25 protein-coding genes are annotated in these 26,912 nt (G+C 64.2%); 17 read left to right on the top strand and 8 right to left on the bottom strand.

The annotated features are described in order from the left end of the window. The first annotated feature begins 62 nt into the window (after positions 1 to 62). The 8 genes from ACW9H9_RS15975 (at position 63) to dctM (ending at position 8,583) form a co-directional block, all read left to right on the top strand. Positions 63 to 881, top strand: a complete 819-nt coding sequence (locus ACW9H9_RS15975) for an FAS1-like dehydratase domain-containing protein (RefSeq protein ID WP_457344184.1) — start codon at positions 63 to 65, stop codon at positions 879 to 881. Between the two features lie 33 nt (positions 882 to 914). Next, entirely contained in the window at positions 915 to 2,078 is a 1,164-nt protein-coding gene (locus ACW9H9_RS15970; RefSeq protein WP_457344183.1) for an acyl-CoA dehydrogenase family protein, read from the top strand. A 10-nt stretch (positions 2,079 to 2,088) separates the two neighbouring features. Continuing rightward, positions 2,089 to 3,438, top strand: a complete 1,350-nt coding sequence (locus ACW9H9_RS15965; RefSeq protein WP_457344182.1) for an MmgE/PrpD family protein — start codon at positions 2,089 to 2,091, stop codon at positions 3,436 to 3,438. A gap of 10 nt (positions 3,439 to 3,448) precedes the next feature. Beyond that, entirely contained in the window at positions 3,449 to 4,645 is a 1,197-nt protein-coding gene (locus ACW9H9_RS15960) for a CaiB/BaiF CoA transferase family protein (RefSeq protein ID WP_457344181.1), read from the top strand. Positions 4,646 to 4,659: 14 nt separating this feature from the next. Further along, on the top strand, positions 4,660 to 5,475 hold the full coding sequence (locus ACW9H9_RS15955; protein WP_457344180.1) for an HpcH/HpaI aldolase/citrate lyase family protein: 816 nt from the start codon (positions 4,660 to 4,662) through the stop codon (positions 5,473 to 5,475). A 108-nt stretch (positions 5,476 to 5,583) separates the two neighbouring features. After that, positions 5,584 to 6,567, top strand: a complete 984-nt coding sequence (locus ACW9H9_RS15950) for a TRAP transporter substrate-binding protein (RefSeq protein WP_457344179.1) — start codon at positions 5,584 to 5,586, stop codon at positions 6,565 to 6,567. 103 nt (positions 6,568 to 6,670) lie between these two features. Next, positions 6,671 to 7,303, top strand: coding sequence for a TRAP transporter small permease (locus tag ACW9H9_RS15945; RefSeq protein WP_457344178.1), 633 nt, complete (start codon positions 6,671 to 6,673; stop codon positions 7,301 to 7,303). Beyond that, the gene (dctM, locus tag ACW9H9_RS15940; RefSeq protein ID WP_457344177.1) at positions 7,303 to 8,583 is read left to right on the top strand and encodes a C4-dicarboxylate TRAP transporter large permease protein DctM; all 1,281 of its coding nucleotides are present in this window, start codon (positions 7,303 to 7,305) and stop codon (positions 8,581 to 8,583) included. The genes ACW9H9_RS15945 and dctM overlap by 1 nt, the downstream gene beginning before the upstream one ends. A 41-nt stretch (positions 8,584 to 8,624) precedes the next feature. Here dctM and ampC read toward each other — a convergent pair whose 3' ends face one another. Continuing rightward, positions 8,625 to 9,779 (bottom strand): class C beta-lactamase, encoded by a 1,155-nt coding sequence (ampC, locus tag ACW9H9_RS15935; RefSeq protein WP_457344176.1) that lies wholly within the window; start codon positions 9,777 to 9,779, stop codon positions 8,625 to 8,627. Between the two features lie 131 nt (positions 9,780 to 9,910). On the opposite strand from ampC, the gene ACW9H9_RS15930 reads away from it, so the two are divergent. Then, on the top strand, positions 9,911 to 10,810 hold the full coding sequence (locus ACW9H9_RS15930; RefSeq protein WP_457344175.1) for a LysR family transcriptional regulator: 900 nt from the start codon (positions 9,911 to 9,913) through the stop codon (positions 10,808 to 10,810). A 69-nt stretch (positions 10,811 to 10,879) separates the two neighbouring features. Here the strand turns inward: ACW9H9_RS15930 and ACW9H9_RS15925 are convergent, their stop codons facing one another. The 3 genes from ACW9H9_RS15925 to ACW9H9_RS15915 all read right to left on the bottom strand — a co-directional run bounded on the left by ACW9H9_RS15925 (position 10,880) and on the right by ACW9H9_RS15915 (position 12,529). Then, the gene (locus ACW9H9_RS15925; RefSeq protein WP_457344174.1) at positions 10,880 to 11,179 is read right to left on the bottom strand and encodes a YciI family protein; all 300 of its coding nucleotides are present in this window, start codon (positions 11,177 to 11,179) and stop codon (positions 10,880 to 10,882) included. Between the two features lie 112 nt (positions 11,180 to 11,291). Then, positions 11,292 to 12,014: a pirin family protein gene (locus ACW9H9_RS15920; protein WP_457344173.1), complete on the bottom strand. Its 723-nt coding sequence runs from the start codon at positions 12,012 to 12,014 to the stop codon at positions 11,292 to 11,294. Between the two features lie 83 nt (positions 12,015 to 12,097). Next, on the bottom strand, positions 12,098 to 12,529 hold the full coding sequence (locus ACW9H9_RS15915) for a helix-turn-helix domain-containing protein (RefSeq protein WP_457344172.1): 432 nt from the start codon (positions 12,527 to 12,529) through the stop codon (positions 12,098 to 12,100). Between the two features lie 174 nt (positions 12,530 to 12,703). Here ACW9H9_RS15915 and ACW9H9_RS15910 point away from each other — a divergent pair, with 174 nt between their 5' ends. The 3 genes from ACW9H9_RS15910 to ACW9H9_RS15900 all read left to right on the top strand — a co-directional run bounded on the left by ACW9H9_RS15910 (position 12,704) and on the right by ACW9H9_RS15900 (position 16,183). Then, positions 12,704 to 14,542, top strand: coding sequence for an amidohydrolase (locus ACW9H9_RS15910; RefSeq protein WP_457344171.1), 1,839 nt, complete (start codon positions 12,704 to 12,706; stop codon positions 14,540 to 14,542). 24 nt (positions 14,543 to 14,566) lie between these two features. Next, a complete protein-coding gene (gene ycaC, locus ACW9H9_RS15905) occupies positions 14,567 to 15,184 on the top strand; it encodes an isochorismate family cysteine hydrolase YcaC (RefSeq protein WP_457344170.1) in 618 nt (205 codons plus the stop codon). Positions 15,185 to 15,307: 123 nt separating this feature from the next. After that, positions 15,308 to 16,183 (top strand): LysR family transcriptional regulator, encoded by an 876-nt coding sequence (locus ACW9H9_RS15900; protein ID WP_457344169.1) that lies wholly within the window; start codon positions 15,308 to 15,310, stop codon positions 16,181 to 16,183. Between the two features lie 8 nt (positions 16,184 to 16,191). On the opposite strand, the gene ACW9H9_RS15895 is transcribed toward ACW9H9_RS15900, so the two are convergent. The 4 genes from ACW9H9_RS15895 to ACW9H9_RS15880 form a co-directional block, all read right to left on the bottom strand. After that, positions 16,192 to 17,526 carry an LLM class flavin-dependent oxidoreductase gene (locus ACW9H9_RS15895; RefSeq protein ID WP_457344168.1) on the bottom strand — a complete coding sequence of 445 codons (1,335 nt, stop codon included), beginning with the start codon at positions 17,524 to 17,526 and terminating at the stop codon, positions 16,192 to 16,194. Between the two features lie 12 nt (positions 17,527 to 17,538). After that, positions 17,539 to 18,516: an ABC transporter substrate-binding protein gene (locus ACW9H9_RS15890; protein ID WP_457344167.1), complete on the bottom strand. Its 978-nt coding sequence runs from the start codon at positions 18,514 to 18,516 to the stop codon at positions 17,539 to 17,541. An 82-nt stretch (positions 18,517 to 18,598) separates the two neighbouring features. Continuing rightward, a complete protein-coding gene (locus ACW9H9_RS15885; protein WP_457344166.1) occupies positions 18,599 to 20,182 on the bottom strand; it encodes a rhodanese homology domain-containing protein in 1,584 nt (527 codons plus the stop codon). Beyond that, positions 20,179 to 20,790, bottom strand: coding sequence for a cysteine dioxygenase (locus tag ACW9H9_RS15880; protein WP_457344165.1), 612 nt, complete (start codon positions 20,788 to 20,790; stop codon positions 20,179 to 20,181). Before ACW9H9_RS15880 ends, ACW9H9_RS15885 begins: the two co-directional genes overlap by 4 nt. Positions 20,791 to 21,000: 210 nt before the next feature. On the opposite strand from ACW9H9_RS15880, the gene ACW9H9_RS15875 reads away from it, so the two are divergent. From ACW9H9_RS15875 to ACW9H9_RS15855, 5 genes are all read left to right on the top strand, one after another. Then, the gene (locus ACW9H9_RS15875) at positions 21,001 to 21,906 is read left to right on the top strand and encodes a LysR family transcriptional regulator (RefSeq protein WP_457344164.1); all 906 of its coding nucleotides are present in this window, start codon (positions 21,001 to 21,003) and stop codon (positions 21,904 to 21,906) included. A gap of 118 nt (positions 21,907 to 22,024) precedes the next feature. After that, positions 22,025 to 22,819 (top strand): class II aldolase/adducin family protein, encoded by a 795-nt coding sequence (locus ACW9H9_RS15870; protein WP_457344163.1) that lies wholly within the window; start codon positions 22,025 to 22,027, stop codon positions 22,817 to 22,819. Between the two features lie 109 nt (positions 22,820 to 22,928). Then, positions 22,929 to 23,426 (top strand): sigma-70 family RNA polymerase sigma factor, encoded by a 498-nt coding sequence (locus tag ACW9H9_RS15865; protein WP_457344162.1) that lies wholly within the window; start codon positions 22,929 to 22,931, stop codon positions 23,424 to 23,426. After that, positions 23,423 to 24,376, top strand: a complete 954-nt coding sequence (locus ACW9H9_RS15860; protein WP_457344161.1) for a FecR domain-containing protein — start codon at positions 23,423 to 23,425, stop codon at positions 24,374 to 24,376. Before ACW9H9_RS15865 ends, ACW9H9_RS15860 begins: the two co-directional genes overlap by 4 nt. Before the next feature lie 92 nt (positions 24,377 to 24,468). Further along, positions 24,469 to 26,904, top strand: coding sequence for a TonB-dependent siderophore receptor (locus tag ACW9H9_RS15855; protein WP_457344160.1), 2,436 nt, complete (start codon positions 24,469 to 24,471; stop codon positions 26,902 to 26,904). The last annotated feature ends 8 nt before the right edge of the window (positions 26,905 to 26,912 follow it).

The raw sequence follows: 26,912 nt of genomic DNA, 5'->3' as shown, positions 1-26,912 counted from the left end.
CAGAACGGCTATCCGCTTGCATGATCCGGGGCAGACTTCCACTGCCCGAGGACCTGCACCCGATGAGCGCCACCGATTGGATCGGCCGTAGCGAAACCGCCCACGATCACCTGAGCCACAACCTGCTCAAACGCATCGCCGCCACCTTGGGCGAGGCTGTGCCGGCCGACGGTGAAGCGGTGCCCCCGTTGTGGCAGTGGTGTTTCTTCCAGGACCCGCTGCCCGAAGCCGCATTGGGCAGCGACGGCCACCCGGCCCGGGGCGGTTTTTTGCCGCCCGCCGACAACCGCAACCGCATGTGGGCCGGTGGGCGTATCGAGTTTTTCCATGCCTTGCGTGCCGGTGAGGCAGCGAGCCGCGTGTCGACCATCACCCAGGTCGAAGAGAAGACCGGCCGCACCGGCTCGCTGCTGTTTGTCACCGTGCGCCATGACTACACCCAGGACGGCCGCCTGGCCCTGCGCGAAGAACAGGACATCGTCTACCGCGAACCCACGCCCCCCAAGGCGGGTGCCGGTGATGTGCTGCCCGCAGGCAGCTGGCGCGAGGCGGTCGACCCTACGCCGACCCTGCTGTTTCGCTACAGCGCCGTGACGTTCAACGGCCACCGCATCCACTACGACTACCCCTACGTCACCGGCACCGAAGGCTATGCGGGGCTGGTGGTGCACGGCCCGCTGATCGCCACGCTCAACCTGCGCGCGTTTTGCCGCGTCCACCCCGAGGCCACCCTGCGCCGCTTTGCCTATCGCGGCGTGCGGCCATTGATTGCGCCGCAGCCGTTTGAAGTGGGCGGACGCATCACCGCGCCGGGTGTTGCCGAGCTATGGGCGGGCAATGCCGACGGGCTGGCCCAGAAAGCCGAACTGCATTTCGACTAACCCTTCACAAGAACAACAGGCGGAGAGCAGTTGATGAACCCGAACACTAACGAAGAACTGAATGCCATCCGCGAGGGCGTGCGCGCCCTGTGCGCCGAATTCGACGCCGCCTACTGGCGCAAGATCGATGAAGAAAAAGGCTTCCCCGAAGCGTTCGTCAAAGCCCTGACCGACGCTGGCTGGCTGTCGGCGATGATCCCTGAAGCATACGGAGGCTCAGGCCTGGGCCTGGCCGAAGCGTCGGTGATCCTGGAGGAAGTGAACCGCTGCGGCGGCAACTCCGGCACTGTGCACGGGCAGATGTACAACATGTTCACCTTGCTGCGCCACGGCAGCGAAGCGCAAAAAAGCTTCTACCTGCCCAAGCTCGCCAGCGGCGAACTGCGCTTGCAATCGATGGGCGTCACCGAGCCCACCACCGGCACCGACACCACCAAGATCAAGACCACGGCGGTCAAGCGCGGCGATAAATACGTGATCAACGGCCAGAAAGTGTGGATCTCGCGCATCCAGCATTCCGACCTGATGATTTTGCTGGCACGCACCACGCCGCTGGCCGAGGTGAAGAAAAAGTCCGACGGCATGTCGATCTTCCTGGTGGATTTGCGCGAGGCCATCGGCAACGGTCTGACCGTGCAGCCCATTGCCAACATGGTCAACCATGAAACCAACGAGCTGTTCTTCGACAACCTCGAACTGCCCGCCGACAGCCTGATTGGTGAGGAAGGCAAGGGGTTCCGCTACATCCTCGACGGCCTGAATGCCGAGCGCACCCTGATCGCCGCCGAATGCATCGGCGATGGCCGCTGGTTTATCGAGAAGGCCAGCGCCTATGCCCGTGACCGCGTGGTGTTTGGCCGGCCCATCGGGCAGAACCAGGGCGTGCAGTTCCCGATTGCCGAAGCGCATATCGAGATCGAAGCGGCGGACCTGATGCGCTGGCGCGCCTGTGAGGAATACGACAGCGGTGCCAACGCCGGGGCCAGTGCCAACATGGCCAAGTACCTGGCGGCCAAGGCCTCGTGGGAGGCGGCCAACGCCTGCCTGCAAACCCATGGCGGCTTTGGCTTTGCCTGCGAATACGACGTGGAGCGCAAGTTCCGTGAGACGCGCCTGTACCAGGTGGCGCCGATCTCCACCAACCTGATCCTGTCCTACGTGGCCGAGCACCTGCTCGAACTGCCACGCAGCTTTTGAGGGCCCGACCATGAGCCATACCCAAGCCCTCTGCCGGTTCCTCGCCGAACTGACCTACGCGCAGGTGCCGGACGCCGTGCTGGCGCGCACCGAAGACCTGTTTCTGGACTGGCTCGCCTCGGCGCTGGCGAGCCAGGGCGCGCACCCCATCCCGTTGTTCGAGCGTTACGCGCGCACCATGGGCCCGGCCACCGGCTCGGCGCAGATCATCGTCAATGGCGCGGGCAGCAGCGCCTACTTTGCCGCGCTGGTCAACGGCGCCTCATCGCACCTGGTGGAGCAGGACGACCTGCACAACAGCTCGGTGCTGCACCCGGCCACCGTGGTGTTTCCCGCTGCCTTCGCGGCGGCGCAGGACCTGGGCAAATCCGGCCGCGAACTGTTGTTGGCCTCGGTGGCCGGTTACGAGGCGGGCATTCGCATCGGCGAATTCATGGGCCGTTCCCACTACCGTATATTTCACACCACGGGCACTGTCGGCACGCTGGCGGCAGCAGTGGCGGTCGGCAAGTTGCTGGGTTTCAACCAAGAGCAATTCACGAACCTGCTCGGCAGCGCGGGAACCCAGGCGGCGGGGCTGTGGGAGTTCCTGCGCGACGCCGCCGACTCCAAGCAATTGCACACCGCCAAAGCGGCAGCAGACGGTTTGCTCGCCGCCTACCTGACCGCCGACGGGCTGACCGGCGCGCGCAATATCCTGGAAGGTGACCAGGGCCTGGCCGCGGGCATGTCCAGCGATGCCGACCCAAGCAAGTTGTCTGATCGCCTCGGCAGCCGCTGGGCGCTGGCAGAAACCTCGTTCAAGTTCCACGCCTCGTGCCGTCACACCCATCCTGCTGCCGACGCGCTGCTGGACCTGATGCTACGCGAAGGCCTGACCCACGCACAGATCGCCCACGTCGAAACCCGGGTGCACCAGGGCGCCATCGACGTGCTGGGCCGCGTGAACGTGCCGCAAAGCGTGCACCAGGCCAAGTTCTCCATGGGCACCGTGCTGGGCCTGATCGCCGTGCACGGCCATGCCGGGCTCACCGAGTTCCACGAGCTGGCGCTGCACGATGCCGAGGTGTCGGCGTTTCGCGACAAGGTCAGCATGACCCTGGACCCTTACGTCGACGGCGCCTACCCCAAGCACTGGTTGGGCCGGGTGGTGGTCACCACCGTGGACGGCCGCGTGCTGCACGGCGCCATCGATGAACCCAAGGGCGACCCAGGCAACACCTTGAGCCGTGTGGAACTGGCCGACAAGTTCCAGCGCCTGTGCCAATTCAGCGCGGCGCGCACCCCGGCGCAAGCCCGCGAACTGGTGCAAAAGGTCTGGGACCTGCGCAACGCCGCCACTCTGGCCCACTGGCTATAAGGAACCTGCCATGACCGTTAACCAACGACCTCTGGACGGCATCACCGTCATCAGCCTGGAACACGCGATTGCCGCGCCGTTCTGTACCCGCCAACTGGCAGACCTGGGCGCGCGCGTCATCAAGGTGGAGCGCCCCGGCGCGGGCGACTTTGCCCGGGGCTACGACGAGCGCGTGCGGGGCCTGGCGTCGCATTTCGTGTGGACCAACCGCTCCAAGGAAAGCCTCACCCTGGACCTCAAGCAGGACGAGGCGGGCGACATCCTCGACAGCCTGCTCGCAGGCGCCGACGTGCTGGTGCAAAACCTGGCGCCGGGCGCGGCGGCGCGCATGGGCTTGTCGTTCGAGGCCCTGCACGCGCGCTTTCCGCGCCTGATCGTGTGCGACATCTCCGGCTACGGCGAGGGCGGGCCCTATGAGACGAAAAAGGCCTACGACCTGCTGATCCAGAGCGAGGGCGGCTTTTTGTCGGTGACCGGCGGCGCGGGCGAGGACCAGATGGCCAAGGCCGGGTGTTCCATCGCCGATATTTCGGCCGGGATGTACGCCTACAGCGGCATCCTCTCGGCGCTGTTGCTGCGCGGCAAAACCGGCCAGGGCAGCCGCATCGACGTCAGCATGCTCGAAAGCCTGGTGGAGTGGATGGGCTACCCGATGTACTACGCGTTCGACGGCGCACCCCAGCCGCCGCGTGCTGGGGCGGCGCATTCGACGATTTACCCGTATGGGCCGTTTCCCGCCGGAGACGGCGGCACCGTGATGCTGGGCTTGCAGAACGAACGCGAATGGGCGGCGTTTTGCGACAAGGTGCTGCTGACGCCAGAGCTGGCGACAGACGAGCGTTTCTCGGCCAACTCGCGGCGCTCGGCCAACCGCGACGTGCTGCGCGAGATCATCGTGGACAGCTTTGCGCAACTGAGCGCGCAGGCGGTGATACAGCGCCTGGAAGACGCGCAGATCGCCAGTGCCCGCGTCAACGACATGCAAGGCGTGTGGCAGCACCCGCAACTCCAGGCCCGCGACAGCTGGCGTGAGGTCCAAAGCCCGGCGGGCACCTTGCCTGCGCTGCTGCCGCCTGCGCGCAACAACGCCTTTACCCCGCGCATGGACGGTGTGCCGGCGCTGGGGCAACACAGCCAGGCCGTGCTGGAAACGCTCGGGTATTCGGCGCAAGTCATCGACAGCCTGCGCGCGCGCGGAGTTATCTGATAAGGAATCCAGTCATGCCCACTTCTCTTGTTCGCTCGGCGCTGTTTGTGCCGGGCAGCCGTCCCGAGCGTTTTGCCAAGGCCTTGGCCAGCGGCGCCGATGCGGTGATTGTAGATTTCGAGGACGCGGTGGAAGAGCCGCTCAAGCGTCAGGCCCGGGACAACCTCGCGGTGTTTTTACAGGCCACGCCCCAGGCGCGTGTGTGGGTGCGCATCAACGCGCCCGAGCACGCCGAGCACTTTGCCGATGTGGCGTTTTGCAAGGCGCATTCCAATGTGAGCGGCGTGTTGCTGCCCAAGGTTGAAAGCGCCGCGCAAGTGGCGGTGGTGGCCGCCACCGGCAAAGCGATCTGGCCGATCATTGAAAGTGCGCGGGGCTTGCTGGCCCTGGCAGAGATTGCCCGTGCGCCCCAGGTGGAGCGCTTGTCGTTTGGCGGGCTCGACCTGGCCCTGGACCTGAACCTGAGCAGTCAAACCCCGGCGGCGCAATTTGCGCTGGACCAGGCGCGCCTGGCCGTTATCGTGCATTCACGCGCTGCCGGGCTGGTGGCGCCGCTGGACGGCGTGCACCCGGCCATCGACGACCCCGAAGGCCTGCGCCGTTCGATCCGGCATGCCTATGAAATGGGCTTTGCCGGGGCCCTGTGCATTCATCCCAAGCAAGTGGCGGTGATTCATCAGGCGCTGGCGCCCAGCGCGGCGGACCTGGCCTGGGCCAGGCGGGTGATGGAGGCGGGTGCCCACGGGGCCGGGGCCTATCAGCTGGACGGGCAAATGGTCGATGCGCCGGTGTTGCTGCGCGCCCAGCGCTTGTTGGCCGCACAGGTATAGCGCGGTGTTCGGCCACGCCGAACGCAGGTATCAAAAAATAGAAATTCTCTACACGCGTGACATCAGGCACTTTGCCTTACAACACAACAATAAGAAGGTGATTCCCCCATGCTCAAGCTCTCCCGGGCGCTGCTGTGCGCCGCCACCTTGTTTGCCGCGGGCCTGGCCCAGGCGGCGGACCCGATTGTCATCAAGTTCGCCCACGTAGTGGCCGAAAACACCCCCAAGGGCCAAGGCGCCTTGCTGTTCAAGAAACTGGCCGAAGAACGCCTGCCGGGCCGGGTGAAGGTCGAGGTGTACCCCAACTCCTCGCTGTTTGGTGACGGCAAGGAAATGGAAGCGCTGTTGCTGGGCGACGTGCAAATGCTGGCGCCGTCGGTGGCCAAGTTCGAGCAGTACACCAAGCAGGTGCAGATCTACGACCTGCCGTTCCTGTTCAACGACCTGGCGGCGGTCGATCGTTTCCAGGCGGCGCAGGGCAAGGCGTTGCTGACCTCCATGCAAGACAAGAACATCCTGGGCCTGGCCTATTGGCACAACGGCCTCAAGCAACTGTCGGCCAACAAGGCGTTGCGTGAACCCAAGGATGCCCGCGGCCTGAAGTTCCGCGTGCAGGCGTCCAGCGTGCTGGAAGAGCAGTTCAAGGCGGTGCGCGCCAACCCGCGCAAAATGAGCTTTGCCGAGGTGTACCAGGGCTTGCAGACCGGCACGGTCAACGGCACCGAGAACACCTGGTCGAACTATGAAAGCCAGAAGGTCAACGAGGTGCAGAAGTACTTCACCGAGTCCAACCACGGCCTGATCGACTACATGGTGATCACCAACGCCAAGTTCTGGAACGGCCTGCCGCCGGACGTGCGCACCACCCTGGACCAGATCGTCGCCGAAGTCACTGTCGAGGTGAACAAGCAGGCTGAAGCGCTGAACCAGGCGGCCAAGCAAAAGATCATCGACGCCAAGACCAGCGAAATCATCGAACTGACCCCCGAGCAACGCCAGTTGTGGCGCGAAGCCATGCGCCCGGTGTGGCAGAAGTTCGAAGGTGACATCGGTGCCGACCTGATCAAGGCCGCCGACGCCGCCAACCAGTAAGTCGTCACTGACTCGACACGGTCCATAGGCGCGCTTGCGAGCCTGCGCCCCGATGGACCGCGCGTTGTCAGCACTTACCCGTCCAGTTTCGCGAGGTTTTGCCATGCAAACGCTAAGGCGCGTCTGGGAGCACCTGGAGGAGGGCTTTATCGCTCTTCTGCTGGCCGCCATGACCCTGGTGACTTTTGTCTACGTGATGCTCAACAACGTCTACACCCTGTTTTTTTCCCTGGCCGACAAATGGGCCTTCAGCAGCGGTTTTTTCAACGCCCTGGGTGACGGCACCATGGGCTGGGCCCAGGACATGACCTGGAGCGTGGCGCTGACCAAGGCCATGTTTGGCTGGCTGATTTTCTTTGGGATTTCCTATGGCGTGCGCACCGCCGGCCACCTGGGCGTGGACGCACTGGTCAAGCTCACGCCGCGCCCGGTGCAGCGCGTGCTGGCGATGCTCGCGTGCGGCTGCTGCCTGGCCTATGCGGGGCTGTTCATGATCGCCAGCTACAAGTGGCTGAGCGCGGTGCTGGCCGCCGGTATCGGCGCCGAAGACCTCGACCAGTTTGGCGTTGAAGTGGGCTACATCGTGCTGATCGTGCCCATCGGCTTTGCGCTGGTGCTGGTCCGCTACCTGGAAATTTTCTACCGGTTGTTCACCCGCCGTCAGGTCGGCCTTGGCCTGGCCGACGAAGCAGGCGAGGCCAGCAAATTGGCCGGCGGCCATGAGGAGCGTCACTGATGGCCGTGCTCTGTCTGTTTCTGCTGTTGTTCGTGTTCATGTTCCTGGGCGTGCCCATCGCGATTTCGCTGGGGTTGTCCGGTGCCGTGTCGATCCTGATGTTCAGCCAGGACTCAGTGAGCTCGCTGGCGATCAAGCTGTTTGAAACCTCGGACGCCTACACCTTCCTGGCGATTCCGTTCTTCCTGCTCTCCGGCGCGTTCATGACCACCGGTGGCGTGGCGCAGCGCTTGATCGACTTTGCCAACGCCTGCGTCGGTCACATTCGCGGCGGCCTGGCGATTGCGGCGGTGCTGGCGTGCATGCTGTTTGCGGCGTTGTCCGGCTCCTCGCCTGCGACGGTGGCGGCGGTGGGCTCGATTGCCGTGGCGGGCATGGTGCGTTCGGGTTACCCGAAGGCGTTCGGTGCCGGGATCATCTGCAACGCGGGCACCCTGGGCATCCTGATTCCGCCGTCGATCGTGATGGTGGTGTACTCGGCCGCCACCGAAACCTCGGTGGGCAAGCTGTTCATGGCCGGGGTCGTGCCGGGGCTGCTGCTGGGCTTGATGCTGATGGTGGCGATCTACATCGTTGCGCGCATCAAGAAACTGCCGGCGCAACCGCGTGCCACGTTTCGCGAATGGCTGACCTGCGCCCGTCGTGCGTTCTGGGGCCTGTTGCTGCTGGTGATCATCCTGGGCGGTATCTACAGCGGCATGTTCACCCCCACTGAAGCGGCGGCGGTGGCGGCGGTGTACTCGGCGTTTGTCGCGCTGTTCGTGTACAAGGACATGAAGTTTCGCGACTGCCCCAAAGTGCTGCTGGAGTCCGGGCGCCTGGCGATCATGCTGATGTTCATCATCGCCAACGCCATGCTGTTTGCGCACGTGCTGACCACCGAACAGATCCCGCAGGAAATCACCGCCTGGGTGATCTCCGAAGGCCTGACACCCATCGGCTTTTTGATGATGGTCAACGTGGTGCTGTTGGTGGCCGGCAGCTTTATGGAGCCTTCGGCGATTGTGCTGATTCTGGCGCCGATCTTTTTCCCGATTGCGATGAAGCTGGGCATCGACCCGATTCACCTGGGCATCGTGATGGTGGTGAACATGGAGATTGGCCTGGTGCACCCGCCGGTGGGGTTGAACCTGTTCGTGACCTCGGCGGTGACGGGCCTGAGCCTGGGGCAGACCATCCGTGCGGCGTTGCCGTGGCTGATGATCCTGCTGGCGTTTTTGATCCTGGTGACCTACGTACCGCTGATCTCGTTGTCATTGCCGCATTTGCTGGGCATGTAAAACCGCTGCGGGAGCCCAAGGGCTCCCGCAACGTTTCTGGCTTAGTGATCCACCGCGCTCAAGATCGCATGGGCGACTTTGACGCGGTCGATGATCGGGTAGTTCTTGTTCGCCACAATCACCACCCCGATGTTCTTGCCCGGTACAAACGCCACGTACGTGCCGAAACCACCGGTGCCGCCGGTCTTGTTATACAGCCTGTTTGCCGACTCCGCCTGCGGCGGGTTTAGCCACTTGATTGGGTGCGGCGTCATCGTCATGGGCGTGGAATTGCCTTCGATCAGCGCGTCCAGCGTCAGCGGGTAGGCATACGACTCCCAACCCAGCCCTTGCGTGGTGCCCTTGCCCACGGTGTAAAAACCGGTGTGGGTGGTGGCGATGGCCTGTTGCAGCGGTTTCTCCAGCCCTTCGGGGCGCATGTTCACGGCCACGTAATGGGCCAGGTCCTGGGCGCTGGTCTTGATGCCGTAGGCTTCGCTGTCCAGTGCGCCACCTTCCAGGCGTACCGGCTTGCCTTGCTTGTCGTAGCCCTGGGCATACAGGCCCATTTGCGCGGGCGGCACGCTGATGTAGGTGTGTGACAGGCCCAGTTTTGGCAGCAATTGTTCCATCGCGGTGTTGAACGGCTGGCCCAGGCTCTGGGCGGCGAGGTGGCCGAACAGGCCGATGCTCGGGTTGGAATATAGGCGTTGCTGGCCGGGGGCGTAGGTGGGGGCCCACTGCTGGAAGTAGCCGAGCATCTTGTCGGCGCTGTCGGCATCCTGGGGAAATTGCAGGGGCAGGCCGCCCGCGCTGTAGGTGGCCAGTTGCAGCAGGGTGATCTGGTCGAACTTGCCGCCTTGCAGCGCAGGCAAGTAACGGCTGGCAGGGGCGGTGAGGGTCAGCTTGCCGGTGGCCTGGGCATAGGCGCCCAGCGTCGCGGTGAAGGTTTTACTGACCGAGCCAACTTCGAACAAGGTGTTTTCACTGACCGGCTGCCGGGTTTCCCGGGAGGCGACACCATAGTTGAAGTATTGCGCCTTGCCGTCGCGCAACACCGCCACGGACAGGCCGGCGATGTCTTGCTGTTGCATGAGTGGTTTGATTTGGGCGTCTACAATCGGGCGCAAATCCGTGGCGGCCAGGCTAGAGCCGCTGACGAGCAAAAGCGCTACAGCTGCGATTTTTCTTACGCTAAAGCAGGAATTTTCGTACATGAGGTTGGGCTTCCATAAGGACAATCCGTGAACAAGCGGGCACTGCGCAGGGCCGCAAATTTAGGTGGTTTGTGCCGGGCGGACAAACGATGATATCTCGCATCAGCCATTAGAAAAATTGCAGGCATCCCATGCTCCGTTCCCATTTGCCTCTTAACGCCTTACGGGCCTTTGAAGCCTCGGCGCGGCATTTGAGCTTTACCCGTGCGGCCATCGAGTTGTGCGTCACCCAGGCGGCGGTCAGTCACCAGGTGAAAAGCCTGGAGGCGCAGCTCAATGTCACCTTGTTCAAACGCCTGCCCCGGGGCCTGATGCTGACGCGTGAAGGCGAAACCCTGCTGCCGGTGTTGCGCGAATCCTTTGACCGCATCGCTTCAACCCTTGGCCAGTTCGAAGCCGGGCACTACCGCGAAGTATTGAGCGTGGGCGCGGTGGGCACCTTTGCCGTGGGCTGGCTGCTGCCAAGGCTGGGCGACTTCCAGGCCCGCTACCCGTTTATCGACCTGCGCCTGTCCACCCACAACAACCGCGTGGACGTCGCCGCCGAAGGCCTGGACTACGCGATCCGTTTTGGCGCCGGAGCCTGGCACGGCACCGAAGCGTGCCAGTTGCTCGAGGCGCCGCTCAGCGTCCTGTGCGTGCCGCCATTGGCACGGCAACTCAAAACCCCGGCGGACGTGCTCAAGCACACGTTGCTGCGTTCCTACCGCACCGATGAATGGAGCCTATGGTTCCAGGCCGCGGGCTTGCCGGCCGACACCGCCGTGCCCAGGAGCATAGTCTTTGATTCCTCGCTGGGCATGATGGAGGCCGCGCAACAAGGCGTAGGCGTGGCGCTGGCCCCGGCCATGATGTTTTCCCGGCAACTGGCCACCGACGTGATTCGCCAGCCGTTCGAGGTGCAGATCACCACCGGCAGCTACTGGCTGACACGGTTGCAGTCCAGGGCCGAGACACCGGCCATGCTGGCGTTCAAGGGGTGGTTGCAGCAGGCGGCCAGAAGCGTATCCCGATCAACACCGCCGCTGTGATGAAAGGGCTGCGCAGCAGCCTTCTCAACTACATCTTAATGGTGCGGGGCAATCGGATTGATGCCCCGATCAAACGTCAGGAAAACCCGCCTTTTGCGGCCAACGGTTCTGGAATGCCAACACGTCCACCCGTTGGAACAACCCATCACGGTTGAACGGCTCACCGGCAATCCACGCCCGTGCGTGAGCCTCATCCTTGAAGTCTGCGACAATCAGCGAGCCCACCGGCTCGCCGTTTTCATCGGACAGGGGGCCGGCAAAGGCTAACTGCTCGGCAATGATCTTGATGTACTCGCGGTGGGTGGGTAGCAATTGGGCCCGACGTTCGACCACGTCGGGTTTGTACAGGCAATAGATTGAATAAACCATGTGTGAAGACCTGCTGGATGGACGGGAAGAACGGTACTGATTTATGCGGCAAACGGTCCCCGCTGCCCAGTGAATTTTTCAGTACCGTGCGCCCGCCTCTTGGTCGCTTCAGTCAAGGCATCTCAGGCAGTTCCTGAGGCCGCAGGTCAAACACCAGCACCTGCGCATCGTCGCCGTGGCTCAAGCGGATTTCCCGCTCATCGCGCACCCGCGCACCGTCGCCTTCGCGCAAGCGCAGCCCGTTGACGTCGATACTGCCCTGCGCCACGTGCACATAGGCATACCGTTCCGGTGCCAGGCTCAGGCGGGCGCTTTCGTCGCCGTTGAACAGGCCGGCATACACGCGCACATCCTGGCGTACGCTCAGCGAGCCGGCCTCGCCTTCGGGGGAGATCAGCAGTTGCAAGCGCCCACGTTTCTGTTCAGCGCTGAAGTGCGCTTGCTGGTAACGCGGTTCGGCACCGGCCACGTTTGGCACCAGCCAGATCTGCAAAAAATGCACGCCCGCCGTCTGGCTGGGGTTGAACTCGCTGTGCGCCACGCCGCTGCCGGCGCTCATCAGTTGCACGTCGCCGGGGCGGATCACTGAGCCGGTGCCCAGGCTGTCTTGGTGTTCCAGTGCGCCGTCGAGCACGTAGGAGACAATCTCCATGTCCCGGTGCGGGTGCTGGCCGAAGCCCTTGCCGGCCGCCACGCGGTCGTCGTTGATCACCAACAGGTCGGAGAACCCCTGTTCGCGCGGGTCCCAGTAGTTGGCGAAGGAAAAGGTGTGGGCAGACTTCAGCCAACCGTGATCGGCGTGGCCGCGTTCCGAGGCTTTACGAAGGGTCAGCATGGGTGAATCTCCTCAAAGTAGCGCAGGCCTGCGAGGGCAGGGCTGCGGTGTGAGAAGAAGGTTACTGGTTGAGATTTAGTTGATTAAGAAGCCGAAACAGGAATGACTGTCGCTTCAGGGTTGACGATCAGGGTCTGTAGTGCCCGCAGGTGGTGCCGGTAGCGTTGTTGATGTTTGCGCCACGCCAGCGGGTTGACCCCCTCGCTGCGGTTGAACAGGTGGCAAAAGTGCGCCTGGTCGCAAAACCCGCATTCCTGGCTGATTTGGGTCAGGCTCAGGGTGGAGCCGGCAATGAGCACCTTGGCCTGCTTGATGCGTTGCTGGCGAATCCATTCCTGGGGCGACAGGCCCGTGGTGCGCTTGAACGCCCTGGAAAAATGGCTGCGTGACAGCGCGCACGCCTGGGCCAGCTCGCTCACGTCCAACGGCTGGGCCAGGTGGGTGAGGATCCATTGCTTGGCCTGTTGTTCGCGGCGGGCGCACAGGGTTCCGGGTGCAGGTGCAGAAGGGGCCATGATGAGTGTCCGTGGTCAGAGGGCGCGGGGTCGAGCATACCTTGCCGGTGGTCGAACCCCCAGTGTAGACCGCTGCGGCGATCGGTCGTGCTGAGCACATGCGTGCAATTTTTCCGCCGGGCGCAACGGCACACTGGCCTTCCACCTGCACGCCTGCTCTTGTAAGGAGCCCCGATGAATGCCGACCTGATTCTGTTCAATGGCCAATTTCACACCGTGGACCGTGAAAACCCGCGAGCCAGCGCCGTGGCGATTCACCAGGGGCGCTTTGTGGCGGTGGGCACCGATGCGCAGGCCATGGCCCTGCGCGGCAGCGCCACCCAGGTCATCGACCTCAAGGGCCGCACGCTCATCCCCGGCCTCAACGACTCCCACTTGCACCTGATTCGTGGCGGCCTGAACTACAACCTCGAGCTGCGCTGGGAGGGCGTGCCGTCCCTGGCCGATGCCCTGCGCCTGCTCAAGGAGCAGGCCGACCGCACTCCCACGCCGCAATGGGTCCGGGTGGTGGGCGGCTGGAACGAATTCCAGTTCGCCGAAAAACGCCTGCCCACCCTCGACGAGCTGAACCAGGCCGCGCCCGACACCCCGGTGTTCGTGCTGCACCTGTACGACCGCGCCTTGCTCAACCGCGCCGCGTTGCGGGTGGCCGGTTACACCAAGGACACGCCGAACCCGCTCGGCGGCGAAATCGTGCGCGACCAGCACGGCAACCCCACCGGCATGCTGGTGGCGCGCCCCAACGCGATGATTCTGTATTCGACCCTGGCCAAGGGCCCCAAATTACCGCTGGACTATCAGGTCAATTCCACGCGCCAGTTCATGCGTGAACTCAACCGCCTGGGCCTCACCAGCGCCATCGATGCCGGCGGCGGTTTCCAGAACTACCCCGACGACTATCAAGTGATCGAGCAGTTGGCCAAGGACCAGCAACTGACGGTGCGCATCGCCTACAACCTGTTCACGCAAAAGCCCAAGGAAGAACTCAACGACTTCAAACAGTGGACCTCCAGCGTCACCTTGCACCAGGGCGACGACTTTCTGCGCCACAACGGGGCCGGTGAAATGCTGGTGTTCTCGGCGGCCGACTTCGAAGACTTCCTGGAGCCGCGCCCCGACCTGCCCCAAACCCTGGAACAGGAACTGGAACCGGTGGTGCGCCACCTGGTGGAGCACCGCTGGCCGTTCCGCCTGCACGCCACGTACAACGAGTCGATCTCGCGCATGCTCGACGTGTTCGAGAAGGTCAACCGTGACATTCCATTCAACGGCCTGCCGTGGTTCTTCGACCACGCCGAAACCATCACCGCCCAGAACATCGAGCGCGTGCGGGCCCTGGGCGGCGGTATTGCGATCCAGGACCGCATGGCGTTCCAGGGCGAGTATTTCGTGGAGCGCTACGGCGCCAAGGCCGCCCAGGCCACGCCGCCGATCCAGCGCATGCTGGCCGAGGGTGTGCCGGTGGGCGCGGGCACCGACGCTACGCGCGTGTCGAGCTATAACCCCTGGACTTCACTGTACTGGATGGTCAGCGGGCGTACCGTGGGCGGCCTTGAGCTGCACGCCGAAGGCCTGCCGCGCCTCACCGCGCTTGAGTTGTTTACCCACGGCAGCGCCTGGTTCTCGTCCGAGCAGGGCAAGAAGGGCCCGATCAAGGTTGGCCAACTGGCCGACGTGGCGGCCTTGTCGGCGGACTTTTTCAGCGTCGATGAAGAGGCCATCAAGTGGATCGAGTCGGTCCTGACCGTGGTCGGCGGCAAGGTGGTGTACGGCGCCGGTGATTTCGACCACCTCGCACCGCCCCGCGTGCCGGTGCTGCCCGACTGGTCGCCGGTGGTCAAGGTGCCGGGCCACTGGCGCCCGACCTCGGCGGTGCAGGCCCAGGTTCACCAATGCAGGGGCCCGTGCGGGGTGCATGCCCACAGCCATGAGCGGGCGCGCCTGTCCAACGTGCCGGTCAGCGACTTCCAGGGTTTCTGGGGCGCATTTGGCTGCTCGTGTTTCGCGTTTTGAATCAACCCTAAAAGGAGTAACACCATGACGTACAAACGTCTGAACAAAGACGATGCACTGGTTCTGCTGGTGGACCACCAGACCGGCCTGATCTCGCTGGTGCAGGATTTTTCGCCCAACGAATTCAAGAACAACGTGTTGGCGCTGGCCGATGTGGCCAAGTTCTTCAAACTGCCGACCATCCTCACCACCAGTTTTGAAAGCGGCCCCAACGGCCCGCTGGTGCCCGAGCTCAAGGCGCTGTTCCCGGACGCGCCCTACATCGCCCGTCCCGGCCAGATCAACGCCTGGGACAACGAAGATTTCGTCAAGGCGGTGAAAGCCACTGGCCGCAAGCAACTGATCATCGCAGGCGTCGTCACCGACGTGTGCGTGAGCTTCCCGACGCTGTCGGCGCTGGCCGAAGGGTTTGACGTCTTCGTGGTGACCGACGCCTCGGGCACCTTCAACACAACCGTGCAGCAAGCCGCCTGGGCCCGCATGACCGCTGCCGGGGCGCAGTTGGTGAACTGGTTCTCGGTGGCCTGCGAGCTGCAGGTGGACTGGCGCAACGACATGGAAGGCCTGGCCAACCTGCTGTCGCCGCGCATTCCCAACTACCGCAACTTGATGAACAGCTACGCGGCGTTCACGGCCAAGTAAGACCGTCGCAAGTGCCGGGCTGATCGTTCCCGGGTGTGGGAGCGATCAGCCTATCTGCTATTCGATTTGTACCGCCGGGACAAACCCGTTATAAACCCGGGAAATGTCCACCGAGCCGTGACAATGAATCCCTTCGAAGACATGCGCCTGTTTTGCCAGGTCATGGAGTCTGGCAGCTTTACCGCTGCCGCCGAGCAACTGGGCCTGTCCAAGCAGTTTGTCAGCCGCCGCCTCATCCAGTTGGAAGCACGCTTGGGCGTGCGCCTGCTCAACCGCTCCACGCGTCGCCTGGACGTGACACCGCTGGGCCAGAGCTACTATGAATCGGCCTTGCGCCTGCTCGGCGAAGTCGAGCAAGTGGAGCAGGGCATTGCCGGCCAGAACAGCGAGCCCCGGGGCACCCTTCGGCTCAGCGCGCCGCTGTCGTTTGCCATGGCGCACCTGGGCAGCTTGTTGCCGCAGTTCTTGCACCGCTACCCGCACGTCTCGGTGGAAGTCGATTTAAGCGACCGCCCGGTGGACCTTATCGGCGAAGGCTACGACCTGGTATTGCGCATCGGCACCCTGGAAGACTCGACCCTGATTGCCCGGCACATCACCAGCGTCCCCAGGGTGTACTGCGCCAGTCCGGATTACCTGGCCCGCCGTGGCACCCCGCAAAAACCTGAGGACCTGGCCGAGCATGACTGCCTCACCTACGGCCATGGGCGCCAGGTGCAATGGCGCTTTCAGGCCCGGGGCAAGGCGCACACTCACGCGGTGAGCGGGCGCATGCGCGCCAACAATGGCGAGTTGCTGCGCGAGGCGGCCATCGCCGGGTTGGGCATCGCGTACCTGCCGACTTTTATTGCGGCGCAGGCGTTGACGGACGGGCACCTGGTGACGTTGCTGGATGCGTTTGCCCCGCAGCCGTTGACGTTGTCGGCGGTGTACCCCCAACACCGGCAAAGCTCGCGCCCCATCCAGGCGCTGGTCGAGTTTTTGCGCGAACACCTTTGACGCGCCTGTTACCCCGCGTTGCGCGCGGGGTCGGGCGTGCTGTGGCGGTTGGCGGGTACGGGTAGGTCAAAGTGCTCGCGCAGGGTTTCGCCGCTGTACTCGCGGCGAAACAGCCCGCGTTGTTGCAGCACCGGCACCACGTATTCGGTGAAGTACTGCAGGCCGTCCGGCAGCACCGAGTTGATGATAAAGCCGTCGCAGGCGCCGGTTTCAAACCAGGTCTGGATCGTGTCGGCGACCTGCTCCGGGGTGCCGACAAAATCACGCCCGGGCCGCGAGAAACGCAGCGCCACTTCACGCAGGGTCAGCCCCTCGTCGCGGGCCAATTGCTTGATGCGATCGGAACCGCCTTTTTGACTGTTGGCGCCCAAATCGCCCAACTCGGGAAAGGGCGCGTCCAGCGGGTAACGGCTGAAGTCGTGGTCGTTGAACGGGCGGCCGAGGGCGACGATCGCGTCTTCGATCGACACCAGGTCAACCGCCTGCTGGTAGCGGCGTTCGACCTCGGCCTCGTCGCGCCCGACAATCGGGCGGATGCCCGGCAAAATCGATAAGTCGTCGGCATGGCGTCCCACCTGTCGGGCGCGGTTTTTCAGGTCTTGTGCGTAGGCGCGCGACGCGTCGATGTTTTCGGCGTGCACAAAAATCGCGTCGGCGTTTTCGGCGGCGAACTGGCGCCCGTCCTCCGAGGTGCCCGCCTGGAAAATCACCGGCTGGCCCTGGCGTGAGCGGGCGATGTTCAGCGGGCCCTTGACCGAAAAAAACTCGCCCTTGTGCTCCAGTGCATGCAGTTTGGCAGGGGTGAAAAACTCGCCGCTTTGCTTGTTGTAGGCAAAGGCGTCGTCCTCCCAGGAGTCCCACAGGCCCTTGACCACGTTCAGGTGTTCCTTGGCGATGCGGTAGCGCACGGCGTGCGGCGGGTGTTCGGCCTTGCTGAAGTTGTCGGCGGTGCCGCTGAGCCAGGAGGTGACCACATTCCAGCCGGCGCGACCGCCGCTGAGGTGGTCCAGGGACGCCAACTGGCGGGCCACCTGGAACGGTTCGGTGTAGCTCACGGTCACGGTGGCCACCAGGCCGATGTGCGACGTCAGCGCGGCGAGGGCGGACAACAGCGTCAGCGGCTCAAAACGGTTGAGGTAATGGGGGCTGGATTTGGGGTGGATGTGCAGGCTGTCGGCGATGAACACAAAGTCGAACTTGGCCTGCTCGGCCAATTGCGTCTGGTGCCGATAGAACCCGAAATTGACGCTGGCATTCGGCAAGGCCTGCGGGTGGCGCCATTCGCCCCAGCCGTGGCCGACGCCATGCACCATGGCACCGAGTTTGAGTGGGCGTTTACTCATGATCTGACTCCATTACTGGCTGGAAACCTGGGTGAAGGGCGCACGTTTGGCGTTGAAGCTGGCGTCGAAACCGGTGGCGGCATCGATGTGTCGGGTCAGCAGGCCTTCTTGCTGGTAAATGTCGGCCGTGGCTTGCAGGCCGCGGATCACCGCCTCGTCAATCGCCACCGACTGCATGTGGGTGGCGTTGGCCACGGCCACATGCACCTCCAGCGGCAGGCCGGTGATGCGGGCGTTGGCGGCGGCAAATTCGTTGGGGTGCGCGTTGCTCCAGCGGTAGGCGCGGTCGACCCGGGCAATAAAGTCTTCGAGTTGCGGGCGCTTGTCGGCGATGGCCTTGCTGGTGGCCGCGAAGTACAGGTGGTTGCTCAGCAAATGGTTGCCGCTGGCGAGCACCCGGGCCTGGCTTTGCGAAGTGACGACGGTGGTGTACGGGTCCCAGGTCGACCAGGCGTCGGCGGTGCCGTTGTCCAGTACCAGGCGCGATTCGCTGGGCAGCAGGAAGATAAACTGCACGTCGGCGGTGCTCAGGCCCACGCTGCGCAGGGCCTTGATCGCCAGGAAGTGGCCGATGGAGCCCCGGGTGGTGACGATGCGTTTGCCCTTGAGGTCGGCCACGGTTTTGATCGGCGAGTCCTTGGGCACCAAAATCGCCGTGGTGTTGCGCCCTTGGGCGTGAATGATGCTGACCACCTTGAGCGGCGCTCCGGCACCGAGGGCGAACACATACGGCGCGTCACCCAGGGCGCCGATGTCCACGGCGCCTGCGTTGAGCGCTTCGCCCAAGGGCGCGGCGGCGGGGAACTCGGACCACTGGATGGGGTAGGGCACGTCTTTTAATTCACCGGCGACTTCCAGCAGCGCCTTGATGGTGGATTTCTGATTGGCCACGCGCAGCGGTTGCAGGTCGGCGGCGAAGGCAGGGGTGACCAGGCCCAGGGCGAGGGCGCCGCTGAGCAAGAGGTGTTTGAGGGAGGTGGCAAAAACCATGGGGTGCAGGCTCCAGGCGGGTGGACAAGGGGGTGAGTACCTCCGCCTGGAGAAGGGGTCGGTGAGCGGGTAACGGTGGGCGTCAGATCACGTAAAACCCATGGGTTGCGTCGCGTGCCAGTTGCGCCACCAGCCCGAACTCCCAGTCCAGGTACGCCTGCATGGCTTCCCGTGGGTTGTCGGTGCCCTCGTAAGGGCGGCGGTAACGGTCGATACGCGGCGAGGCCAGGTGGCTTTCGCCTTCCTCCAGCGGCAGCTGCGCGGCGATCCAGCCCGCGGTGCCGTCTTGCAGCAAGAACACCGGCTTGCCGGTGAGCGCCGCCACCTCGGCCACTGCCAGCCGGGCCAGTTGGCTGCTGCCGCAGGTCAGCACGTAGCGCTGCGCGGCGGGAATCACCGCCAGGGCCTGGGGCAGTTGTGCGCGCAAGGCCCACCAGGCGCCGGGGATATGACGTTTGACGTAGTTGGCGCTGGCGGTGAAATCCAGCACGGCGGTATCGCCCTGGGTCAGCCATTGGGCCAGGGTGTGCGGGCTGACGAGTTCGGCCTGTTGAGGCGCGGGCACCGGGGCTTGCCACGGGCCGCGTTCGCTGAAGTGTGCCGGTTGCAGGTCGTCCAGCACGTGCACGTCCCAGCCCAACTGCGCGAGCCATGAGGCGGACATGTTGGCGCGTACGCCGTCATCGTCCACCAGCACCAGGCGCGCGCCGCGTACGCTGGCAACGTGGTCGGTTTCCTGCACCAGCTGGCCGCCGGGCGTGGCGCGTGAGCCGGGCAGGTGACCGGCGTCGAATTCTTCCAGGGTGCGGACATCGAACAGGTAAGTGGTGCGCGACGGTTCCTGTTGCCAGCCGTGCAGGTCGGCGAGGGTGGCGCGGCCCACGCGGGCCCGGTCGGCCACGTTGCGCGCTTGCCGGTCGGCGAGTTGCCGGTGTGCTTCGGGCGTGGGGGCAAAGCGCCGCGACTGGCCGTGTTGCAGGGTTTGCCCGGCCAGGGTCCAGCCGATGGTGCCGTTGCGCAGCGCCGACACCGGGTTGGCGATACCGGCGTTGATCAGCGATTGAGTGCCAATGATGCTGCGGGTGCGCCCGGCGCAATTGACGATGATGCGGGTGGCCGGGTCCGGCGCCAGCTCGCGGGCGCGCAGCACCAGTTCGGCGCCGGGCACGCTGATGCCGGTGGGGATGCTCATGGTCTGGTATTCGTCGAAGCGGCGGGCGTCGAGCACCACCACGTCGGCCTCGGCGTCGAGCAGGGCCTGCACCTCTTCGGCAGCGAGGGAGGGCGTGTGGCGCAGGCTTTCCACCAGTTCGCCAAAGGCCTTGCTGGGCACGTTGACGTCGATGAACAGCTCACCGCCCGCCTGGCGCCAACCGTCCAGGCCACCTTCCAGGCGACTCACCTGGGTGTAGCCCAGTTGCTGCAAACGTTCGGCGGCGATGCTCGCCAGGCCTTCGCCGTTGTCGTAGACGGTGAGGGCGGTGTCACGCCGGGGAATGCGCGCATACACCTCCAGTTCCAGCTTGGACAGCGGGATGTTGGCGGCGAACAGCGGGTGAGACTCGGCAAACGGCGCCTCTTCGCGCACATCCACGAGGGCGACCTCTTCACGGTCCAGCAGGGCCTGGCGAATCTGCGCGAAAGAACGGGTGGGTACAAGGCTCATAGGGCAGGGCTCTTTTCTTTGGACAGGTCCCAGATGTTTGGGAGAAAGGCATTGGAATAACCGGAGATAAACAGCTTTTCGCTGCCGTCCGGCTGGTACACGGCACGGTGCACCGCGCCGATATTGGCGCCGTACACATGAATGCTCACCGACACCTGGTCGCTGAACGCGTTGCTGACCTGATGGATGTCACCGATCTTGGGCGACACAGCCTCGACCTGGCCCGGTTCAAGCCGGATGGCTTTGCCCTCGGGCACCAGGTGGCCCTCGGCGGCCCGCACGAACCCTTGGGAATACTCCGCGCCGCGCAGCATGCCGATCAGCCCCCAGACCCGATGGTCGTGGATCGGCGTGCGTTGCCCGGGGCCCCATACAAAACTGACGATGCTGAAGCGTTGGCGCGAGTCGGCGTGCAGCAGGTATTGCTGGTAGCGCTCGGGGCTGGCCTGGGCGAATTCGTCCGGCAGCCAGTCGTCATGGCTCACCAGTTGGGCGAGCAGTTTGCCGCCGCGATGCAGCACATCGCCTTCGCGTGGGTTGCCGTCGATCAATTCGGCCAGGGCGCCTATGAAGGCTCTGAGTCGCTCGGGGTGTCGGGCCTGGGTCATAACCGTTCCGGTCTGTGGGGAGGGTTTTATCTAAGCATAATGATTGGCTTTAATATGCTATTTTTTAATGATTAGGTTATAGCTGAAAGGAATTTAGAACCGGTTTGACTAGGGTTAGACGTTATTGATCGGCTGCCGCTCTATTCAGGCGCCAGCAATGGAACTATGCTTTTTGCACATTTTAACGACGCGTCTCTATGTGCAGCCCAAATGAAAATTGACGATATCGATGCCTTTGTCGAAGTGATTCGTTGCCAGTCCATCAGCCATGCCGCCGAGTCGCTGCAACTGACCCAGCCGGCCATTACCCGCCGCGTGCAGAACTTCGAGCAGGCCTTGGGTGTGGCGTTGTTCGACCGCAACACCAAACCGCTCAAGCCGACGTTGATCGGCACCCGGGTGTATGAACAGTGCCGGTTGATCCTGAGGGAAATGGACGCGCTGCGTGAACTGGTCGCCACCGACGCACCGCCCACCGGCCTGTTGCGCCTGGGCGTGCCGCAGAGCCTGGGTGATGTGGTGCTGCTGGACGCGCTCAAGCACCTACGCAACGACTACCCCGAGTTGCAGGCCCAGGTCGCCACCGGCTGGGGCAGCCAGTTGGTGGGCAAGATCGAACGCGGCGAGCTGGACGCCGCCGCCGCGTTGTTTCCGGCGGGCAAGGTGTTTCCCGACAACATCGTGGGCCAGTCCATCGGCAAGATGGAACTGGTGGTGGTCTGCGCCCTGTCGCAGGTGCCCGCGCGCGCGTGCAAGCTGGCGGACGTGTACCAGAACGGCTGGGTGCTCAACCCCGACGGCTGCGGGTTTCGAGCGGGGTTGCACCGGACCTTGTCGGACCAGGGCCTGGCGCTGCAGGTCAACCTGGAAACCTTTGGCACCGAGTTGCAACTGGGCCTGGTGGCAGACGGCCTGGGCCTTGGCCTGGTGCCGCGTCCGTTGCTGGAACGCAGTGCCCATCGCGCGCAACTGGCGGTCATGCCGCTGAAGGACTTCAAGCCGGTGATGGACTTGTGGCTCATCTACCCGCACTTTCTGGGCAACCTGCAAGCGCCGGTGGAGGCCTTTGGCAAACGGGTGGCGGGCGCTTTGCACACGGCGCGTGATGCCGCCTGAAGGTGGGGTGAATATAAAAAATAATAATAATTAGCTTAGATTAAAATGTGCTTTTTATTATTTTGCTCTATCCCCTAGGCTTGCCCGTAGTCCTTAAGGCCCTACAGGAAGTCTTGCCATGAGCAGCGTCAGTGCATTACCCAGCGTCTCCAGCCCCGTGCGCCTGCGCGTGACGCCCGAAGAGTGGGAGGTGCGCGTCAAGCTTGCAGCGGCGTATCGGCTGGCGGCGCTGCACAAGTGGACCGATCACATCTACACGCATTTTTCGGCCCGTGTGCCGGGGCCCGACGAGCACTTTCTGATCAACGCGTTTGGCTTGCTGTTCGATGAAATCAGCGCGTCCAACCTGGTCAAGGTCGACATCGACGGCACGCTCGTCGACGACCCTACCGGCCTTGGCATCAACTACGCAGGTTATGTGATCCACAGCGCAATCCACGGCGCCCGCCCTGACCTGCAAGCGGTGTTGCACACCCACACCTGCGACGGCATTGCGGTGTCGGCGCAGCAGGGTGGTTTGTTGCCGATTTCCCAGCATGCCCTCGGGTTTTCCGGGCGCGTGGCTTATCACGGCTACGAAGGCGTGGCCCTGGACCTGGACGAGCGCGAGCGGCTGATCGCGGACCTGGGCGACAAGAGCGTGATGATCTTGCGTAACCACGGGCTGCTGACGGCCGGGGTGAGCGTGGAGCACGCGTTCATGCTGTTGCAGGGGCTGGAGCGGGCCTGCAACATTCAGATCGCGGCGCAGGCGGGCGGCAACGACCAGCTGATTTTCCCGCCTGCCGAGGTGGTGGCCAAGGTGGAAAAACAAGCCGAGGTGTTCAAGGCCGGTGACGGGCCCGGCGTGGCGCGGCACTGGAACGCGCTGATTCGGCAGTTGGAACGCACCGACACCGATTACAAACACTGAGTCCGCCCGCTCCCGAGATGAAATTGCCAGTTACAACCCCAGCAGATTAGAATGCGATCAATTCTTAATTACTGCTTGGGCTCATCACCCGGCGCCCCCGGTGATTGGCATGTCGTCTCCCGTTCATCCGCACATCCAGGACCTGTACTGCGAACACCACAGCTGGCTGCACCGCTGGCTGGATCGCAAGTTGGGCAATGCCAGTGATGCCGCAGACCTGGCCCACGACACCTTCATGCGCTTGCTCACCCGCCCGGGCACCGCCAGTTTGGGGGCCGAGCCGCGAGCGCTGCTGACCCATATCGCCAAAGGGCTGATGATCGACCGCTGGCGCCGCCAGGACGTGGAGCGGGCGTACTTGCACACCATCGCCCACTTGCCTGAGCCACAGGTCCCGTCGCCGGAAACCCGCTGGCTGATCCTGGAAGCGCTGTACCGTATCGAAGCCATGCTGCGCGACTTGCCGGAAAAAACCCGCCAGGCGTTTTTGCTGTCCCAGATCGACGGCCTGACGTACCCGCAGATCGCCCAGGCGCTGGGGGTGTCGCTGATTTCGGTGAAGCGCTACATGCGCGAGGCATTCCTGGCCTGCTTGAGCGTGGCATGAACCCGCCCATCGACCCGCTCATTTTGGGCGAAGCCGCCGACTGGATGGTGCAGTTGCAGTCCGGCAGCGCCACCGACGAAGACCGCGGCGCCCTGGCCCAGTGGCAAGGCCGCAGCGTCCAGCACGCGCAGGCGTGGCAGCGGGCACAGGCGATTCTGGGGGATTTTGACAGCGTGCCGGCTGCCATTGCGGGCGACACGCTCAAACGCCTCAACCGCAAGAAGCCCCTTGGCCGCCGCCAGGCGCTGGGGTTGCTGCTGGCCGCAGGCCCCGCGACGTGGCTGGCGTACCGCCAGTTGCCGTGGCAGCAATGGAGCGCCGACCAACACACCGCCATCGGCGAGCAAAAGACCCTCACCTTGCCCGACGGCACCCGCGTGCTACTCAACACCCACAGCTCACTGAACATCGTGTTCAGCGAGCAACTGCGGCGCCTTGAGCTGATCCAGGGCGAAGTGCTGATCACCACGGCCAAAGACCCACAACCCGGCCATCGTCCGTTTGTGGTGCACACCCGGCACGGCACCGCCCAGGCATTGGGGACGCGGTTCAGTGTGCGCGTCGGCGAGCAGTACAGCCGGGTGGCCGTAACAGAAGGCGCGGTGCAATTGATGCCCGAGCATGCCAGCCAGGGGGCCATCGTCCAGGCGGGCGAGCAGGGCGCGTTTGGCCAAGGCGCTGTGGAGGCGGTCGAGCCGCTGGCGGTCGGTGCGCTGACCTGGGAGAACGGCATGCTGCTCGCCCAGCACATGCGCCTGGCCGACCTGTTGAGCGAGCTGGCGCGCTACCGCGCAGGCGTGCTGCGCTGCCATCACGCGGTGGCGGGCCTGACCGTGTCCGGGGCGTTTTCCCTGCGCGATACCGACGCCAGCCTGCGCCTGTTGCAAGACACCTTGCCGGTGACGGTCAGCCGCCTGACCGGCTACTGGGTAACGGTCGAGCCGCGCTGAGCGTATTTTTTTTGATCGCGGCTGATACCTTTTTCGTGATCGTGCGGTGTAGGGCAAACCCCCACACTTCTCTGCGCCGACAGGAACCCCCGATGACCTCCCGACCGCTCCCGTACCGTCCCTTGAAGGCGCTCAGCCTGGCCGTCGCCCTGGCCGCCCTTGCGCCGTTGCAAAACACCCAGGCGGCAGACGCGGCGCAAAGCAGTGCCGTACGCAGCTACACCCTGGCGCCGGGGCCGTTGGGCAATGTGCTGGCGCAGTTCGCGGCGTTGTCGGGGGTGGGGCTGTCGTTTGATTCCAGTTTGCTCAACAACCAGCAAAGCCCGGGGCTGCAAGGCAGTTTCAGCGTGCCGTCGGGGTTTGCCCGCTTGTTGCAGGGCAGCGGCTACACCCTGCAAGGCACCGCTTCAATGGGTTACACCGTGGTGCCCGAGGCCAGTGGGGACGCGCTGCAACTGGGCGCCACCACCATCAGCGGCGAGGCGAGCGGGGCGCAGGCCGACACCTATGGCGGTGGCCAGGTGGCGCGCTCGGCGCGTCTGGGGGTGTTGGGCACTCGCTCGATCAACGAGGTGCCGTTCAGCGTGGTCAGCTACACCGCCAAGACCATCGCCGACCAACAGGCGCGCACCGTGGGCGACGTGTTGCTCAACGATGCCTCGGTGCGCCAGTCGGCGGGGTTTGGCAACTTCTCCCAAGTGTTCACCATTCGCGGCTTGCCCTTGAACACCGACGACATCGCCTTCAACGGCCTGTACGGCGTACTGCCCCGGCAGATCATCACCACCGAAGCGCTGGAGCGGGTCGAGCTGTTCAAGGGGCCCAACGCCTTCGTCAACGGCGTTGCGCCTTCGGGCAGTGGCATTGGCGGCAGTGTGAACCTGGTGCCCAAGCGCGCCGAAGACACGCCCACCCGCAGCGCCACTCTGGACTACGCCAGCGACAGCCAGGCGGGCGGCCACCTGGACCTGGGCCGGCGTTTTGGCGAAGACAACCGCTTTGGCGCGCGCATCAACCTGGCCCGGCATGGCGGCGACACGGCGGTGGACGATGAGCACAAAAGCTCGCAACTGATCGCCATCGCCCTGGACTACCGCGGCGACCGCCTGCGGGTTTCCACCGACCTTGGCTACCAGAAAGAGCGCATCAACAATGGCCGCTCGGTGGTCTACCCGAATGGCACCCACGTGCCGCATGCGCCGTCGGCCACGCACAACTATGCGCAGGACTGGAGCTGGTCGCAGCTCGAAGACACCTACGGCATGATCAACGCCGAATATGACCTGAACGACCACTGGACCGCCTATGCCGGTGGCGGCGCCAAGCACACCCGCGAGAACGGCCAGTATTCCTCGCTGTACGTGGGCAACGATGGCAGCGCCAAGGTGGGGTTCTTGTACTCGCCTCACGATGAAGACAACACCAGCGCGATGGCAGGCCTCAACGGGCATTTCGACACGGGGCCTGTGACCCACCAGATGAACCTGGGGTTGTCGGGCATCTGGGGCGAGCAGCGTTCGGCGTACGAGGCGATCCTGGTGGCGGACCGTCAGCCGGGCAACCTCTACAACCCCACGCAAACACCGCGCCCCACCAAGACGTATTTTGGCAGCGATCTCCACGACCCACGCGTGGTGGGCAAAAACCGCATCAAGAGCGCGGCGGTGTCCGACACCCTGGGTTTTATTGACGACCGGGTGTTGCTGACCCTGGGTGTGCGCCGCCAGTCGATCGAGGTCGACAGTTGGAACACCGCCTCGGGCGTGCGCGGGACGCCGTATTCCGAAGCCATTACCACGCCGGTCTATGGCCTGGTGATCAAGCCCTGGGAGCATGTGTCGTTCTACGCCAACCGCATCGAAGGCCTGGCCCAGGGCCCGACGGCGCCGTTGACCAACGTGACCAACCCCGGCGCAGTGTTCCCGCCCAAGCGCAGCAAACAGACCGAGGCCGGGGTGAAGCTGGACTGGGACACCTACGGCGCCACGCTCGGTGTGTACCGTATCGAGCAGCCCAACAACGCCACCACGCGTTTGCCGGGCAACCGGCTGGACACGTTCACCGTCGACGGCGAGCAGATCAACAAAGGCGTAGAACTGAACGTGTTTGGCGCGCCGGTGGACGGCCTGCGCCTGTTGGCCGGGGCGACCTGGATGGACACCGAGCAACGCAACACCTCCAACGGCGCCACCGACGGCAACCGTGCGCCGGGCGTGCCGCGTTTCCAGTACAACCTGGGGGCGGACTGGGACGTGCCCGGGTTGCAAGGCGCGGCGGTCAGTGCACGGATGCTGCGCACCGGCGGTGAGTACGTCAACAGCGCCAACACCTTGAGCATCCCGGCCTGGACCCGGGTCGACCTCGGGGCACGTTATGGCTTCAAGGCCGATGACAAGGTCATCACCCTGCGCGCCAACGTGGAAAACGTAGCGAACAAGGCGTATTGGGCTGCGGCCTCGACCGCCAATAACTACCTGACCCAAGGCGAGCCGCGCACACTGAAACTGTCGGCGACGGTGGATTTTTGATCGCGGCA

This window comes from Pseudomonas sp. SDO5215_S409 (assembly GCF_054071325.1).
The sequence above is the reverse complement of the archived record's forward strand: the minus strand, read 5'-3'. Positions and strand labels throughout refer to the sequence as shown.

Coding starts and splice junctions, on each gene's coding strand:
- ACW9H9_RS15975 (WP_457344184.1), top strand. CDS start 63: ATGAGCGCCACCGATTGGATCGGCCGTAGCGAAACCGCCCACGATCAC.
- ACW9H9_RS15970 (WP_457344183.1), top strand. CDS start 915: ATGAACCCGAACACTAACGAAGAACTGAATGCCATCCGCGAGGGCGTG.
- ACW9H9_RS15965 (WP_457344182.1), top strand. CDS start 2,089: ATGAGCCATACCCAAGCCCTCTGCCGGTTCCTCGCCGAACTGACCTAC.
- ACW9H9_RS15960 (WP_457344181.1), top strand. CDS start 3,449: ATGACCGTTAACCAACGACCTCTGGACGGCATCACCGTCATCAGCCTG.
- ACW9H9_RS15955 (WP_457344180.1), top strand. CDS start 4,660: ATGCCCACTTCTCTTGTTCGCTCGGCGCTGTTTGTGCCGGGCAGCCGT.
- ACW9H9_RS15950 (WP_457344179.1), top strand. CDS start 5,584: ATGCTCAAGCTCTCCCGGGCGCTGCTGTGCGCCGCCACCTTGTTTGCC.
- ACW9H9_RS15945 (WP_457344178.1), top strand. CDS start 6,671: ATGCAAACGCTAAGGCGCGTCTGGGAGCACCTGGAGGAGGGCTTTATC.
- dctM (WP_457344177.1), top strand. CDS start 7,303: ATGGCCGTGCTCTGTCTGTTTCTGCTGTTGTTCGTGTTCATGTTCCTG.
- ampC (WP_457344176.1), bottom strand. CDS start 9,779: ATGTACGAAAATTCCTGCTTTAGCGTAAGAAAAATCGCAGCTGTAGCG.
- ACW9H9_RS15930 (WP_457344175.1), top strand. CDS start 9,911: ATGCTCCGTTCCCATTTGCCTCTTAACGCCTTACGGGCCTTTGAAGCC.
- ACW9H9_RS15925 (WP_457344174.1), bottom strand. CDS start 11,179: ATGGTTTATTCAATCTATTGCCTGTACAAACCCGACGTGGTCGAACGT.
- ACW9H9_RS15920 (WP_457344173.1), bottom strand. CDS start 12,014: ATGCTGACCCTTCGTAAAGCCTCGGAACGCGGCCACGCCGATCACGGT.
- ACW9H9_RS15915 (WP_457344172.1), bottom strand. CDS start 12,529: ATGGCCCCTTCTGCACCTGCACCCGGAACCCTGTGCGCCCGCCGCGAA.
- ACW9H9_RS15910 (WP_457344171.1), top strand. CDS start 12,704: ATGAATGCCGACCTGATTCTGTTCAATGGCCAATTTCACACCGTGGAC.
- ycaC (WP_457344170.1), top strand. CDS start 14,567: ATGACGTACAAACGTCTGAACAAAGACGATGCACTGGTTCTGCTGGTG.
- ACW9H9_RS15900 (WP_457344169.1), top strand. CDS start 15,308: ATGAATCCCTTCGAAGACATGCGCCTGTTTTGCCAGGTCATGGAGTCT.
- ACW9H9_RS15895 (WP_457344168.1), bottom strand. CDS start 17,526: ATGAGTAAACGCCCACTCAAACTCGGTGCCATGGTGCATGGCGTCGGC.
- ACW9H9_RS15890 (WP_457344167.1), bottom strand. CDS start 18,516: ATGGTTTTTGCCACCTCCCTCAAACACCTCTTGCTCAGCGGCGCCCTC.
- ACW9H9_RS15885 (WP_457344166.1), bottom strand. CDS start 20,182: ATGAGCCTTGTACCCACCCGTTCTTTCGCGCAGATTCGCCAGGCCCTG.
- ACW9H9_RS15880 (WP_457344165.1), bottom strand. CDS start 20,790: ATGACCCAGGCCCGACACCCCGAGCGACTCAGAGCCTTCATAGGCGCC.
- ACW9H9_RS15875 (WP_457344164.1), top strand. CDS start 21,001: ATGAAAATTGACGATATCGATGCCTTTGTCGAAGTGATTCGTTGCCAG.
- ACW9H9_RS15870 (WP_457344163.1), top strand. CDS start 22,025: ATGAGCAGCGTCAGTGCATTACCCAGCGTCTCCAGCCCCGTGCGCCTG.
- ACW9H9_RS15865 (WP_457344162.1), top strand. CDS start 22,929: ATGTCGTCTCCCGTTCATCCGCACATCCAGGACCTGTACTGCGAACAC.
- ACW9H9_RS15860 (WP_457344161.1), top strand. CDS start 23,423: ATGAACCCGCCCATCGACCCGCTCATTTTGGGCGAAGCCGCCGACTGG.
- ACW9H9_RS15855 (WP_457344160.1), top strand. CDS start 24,469: ATGACCTCCCGACCGCTCCCGTACCGTCCCTTGAAGGCGCTCAGCCTG.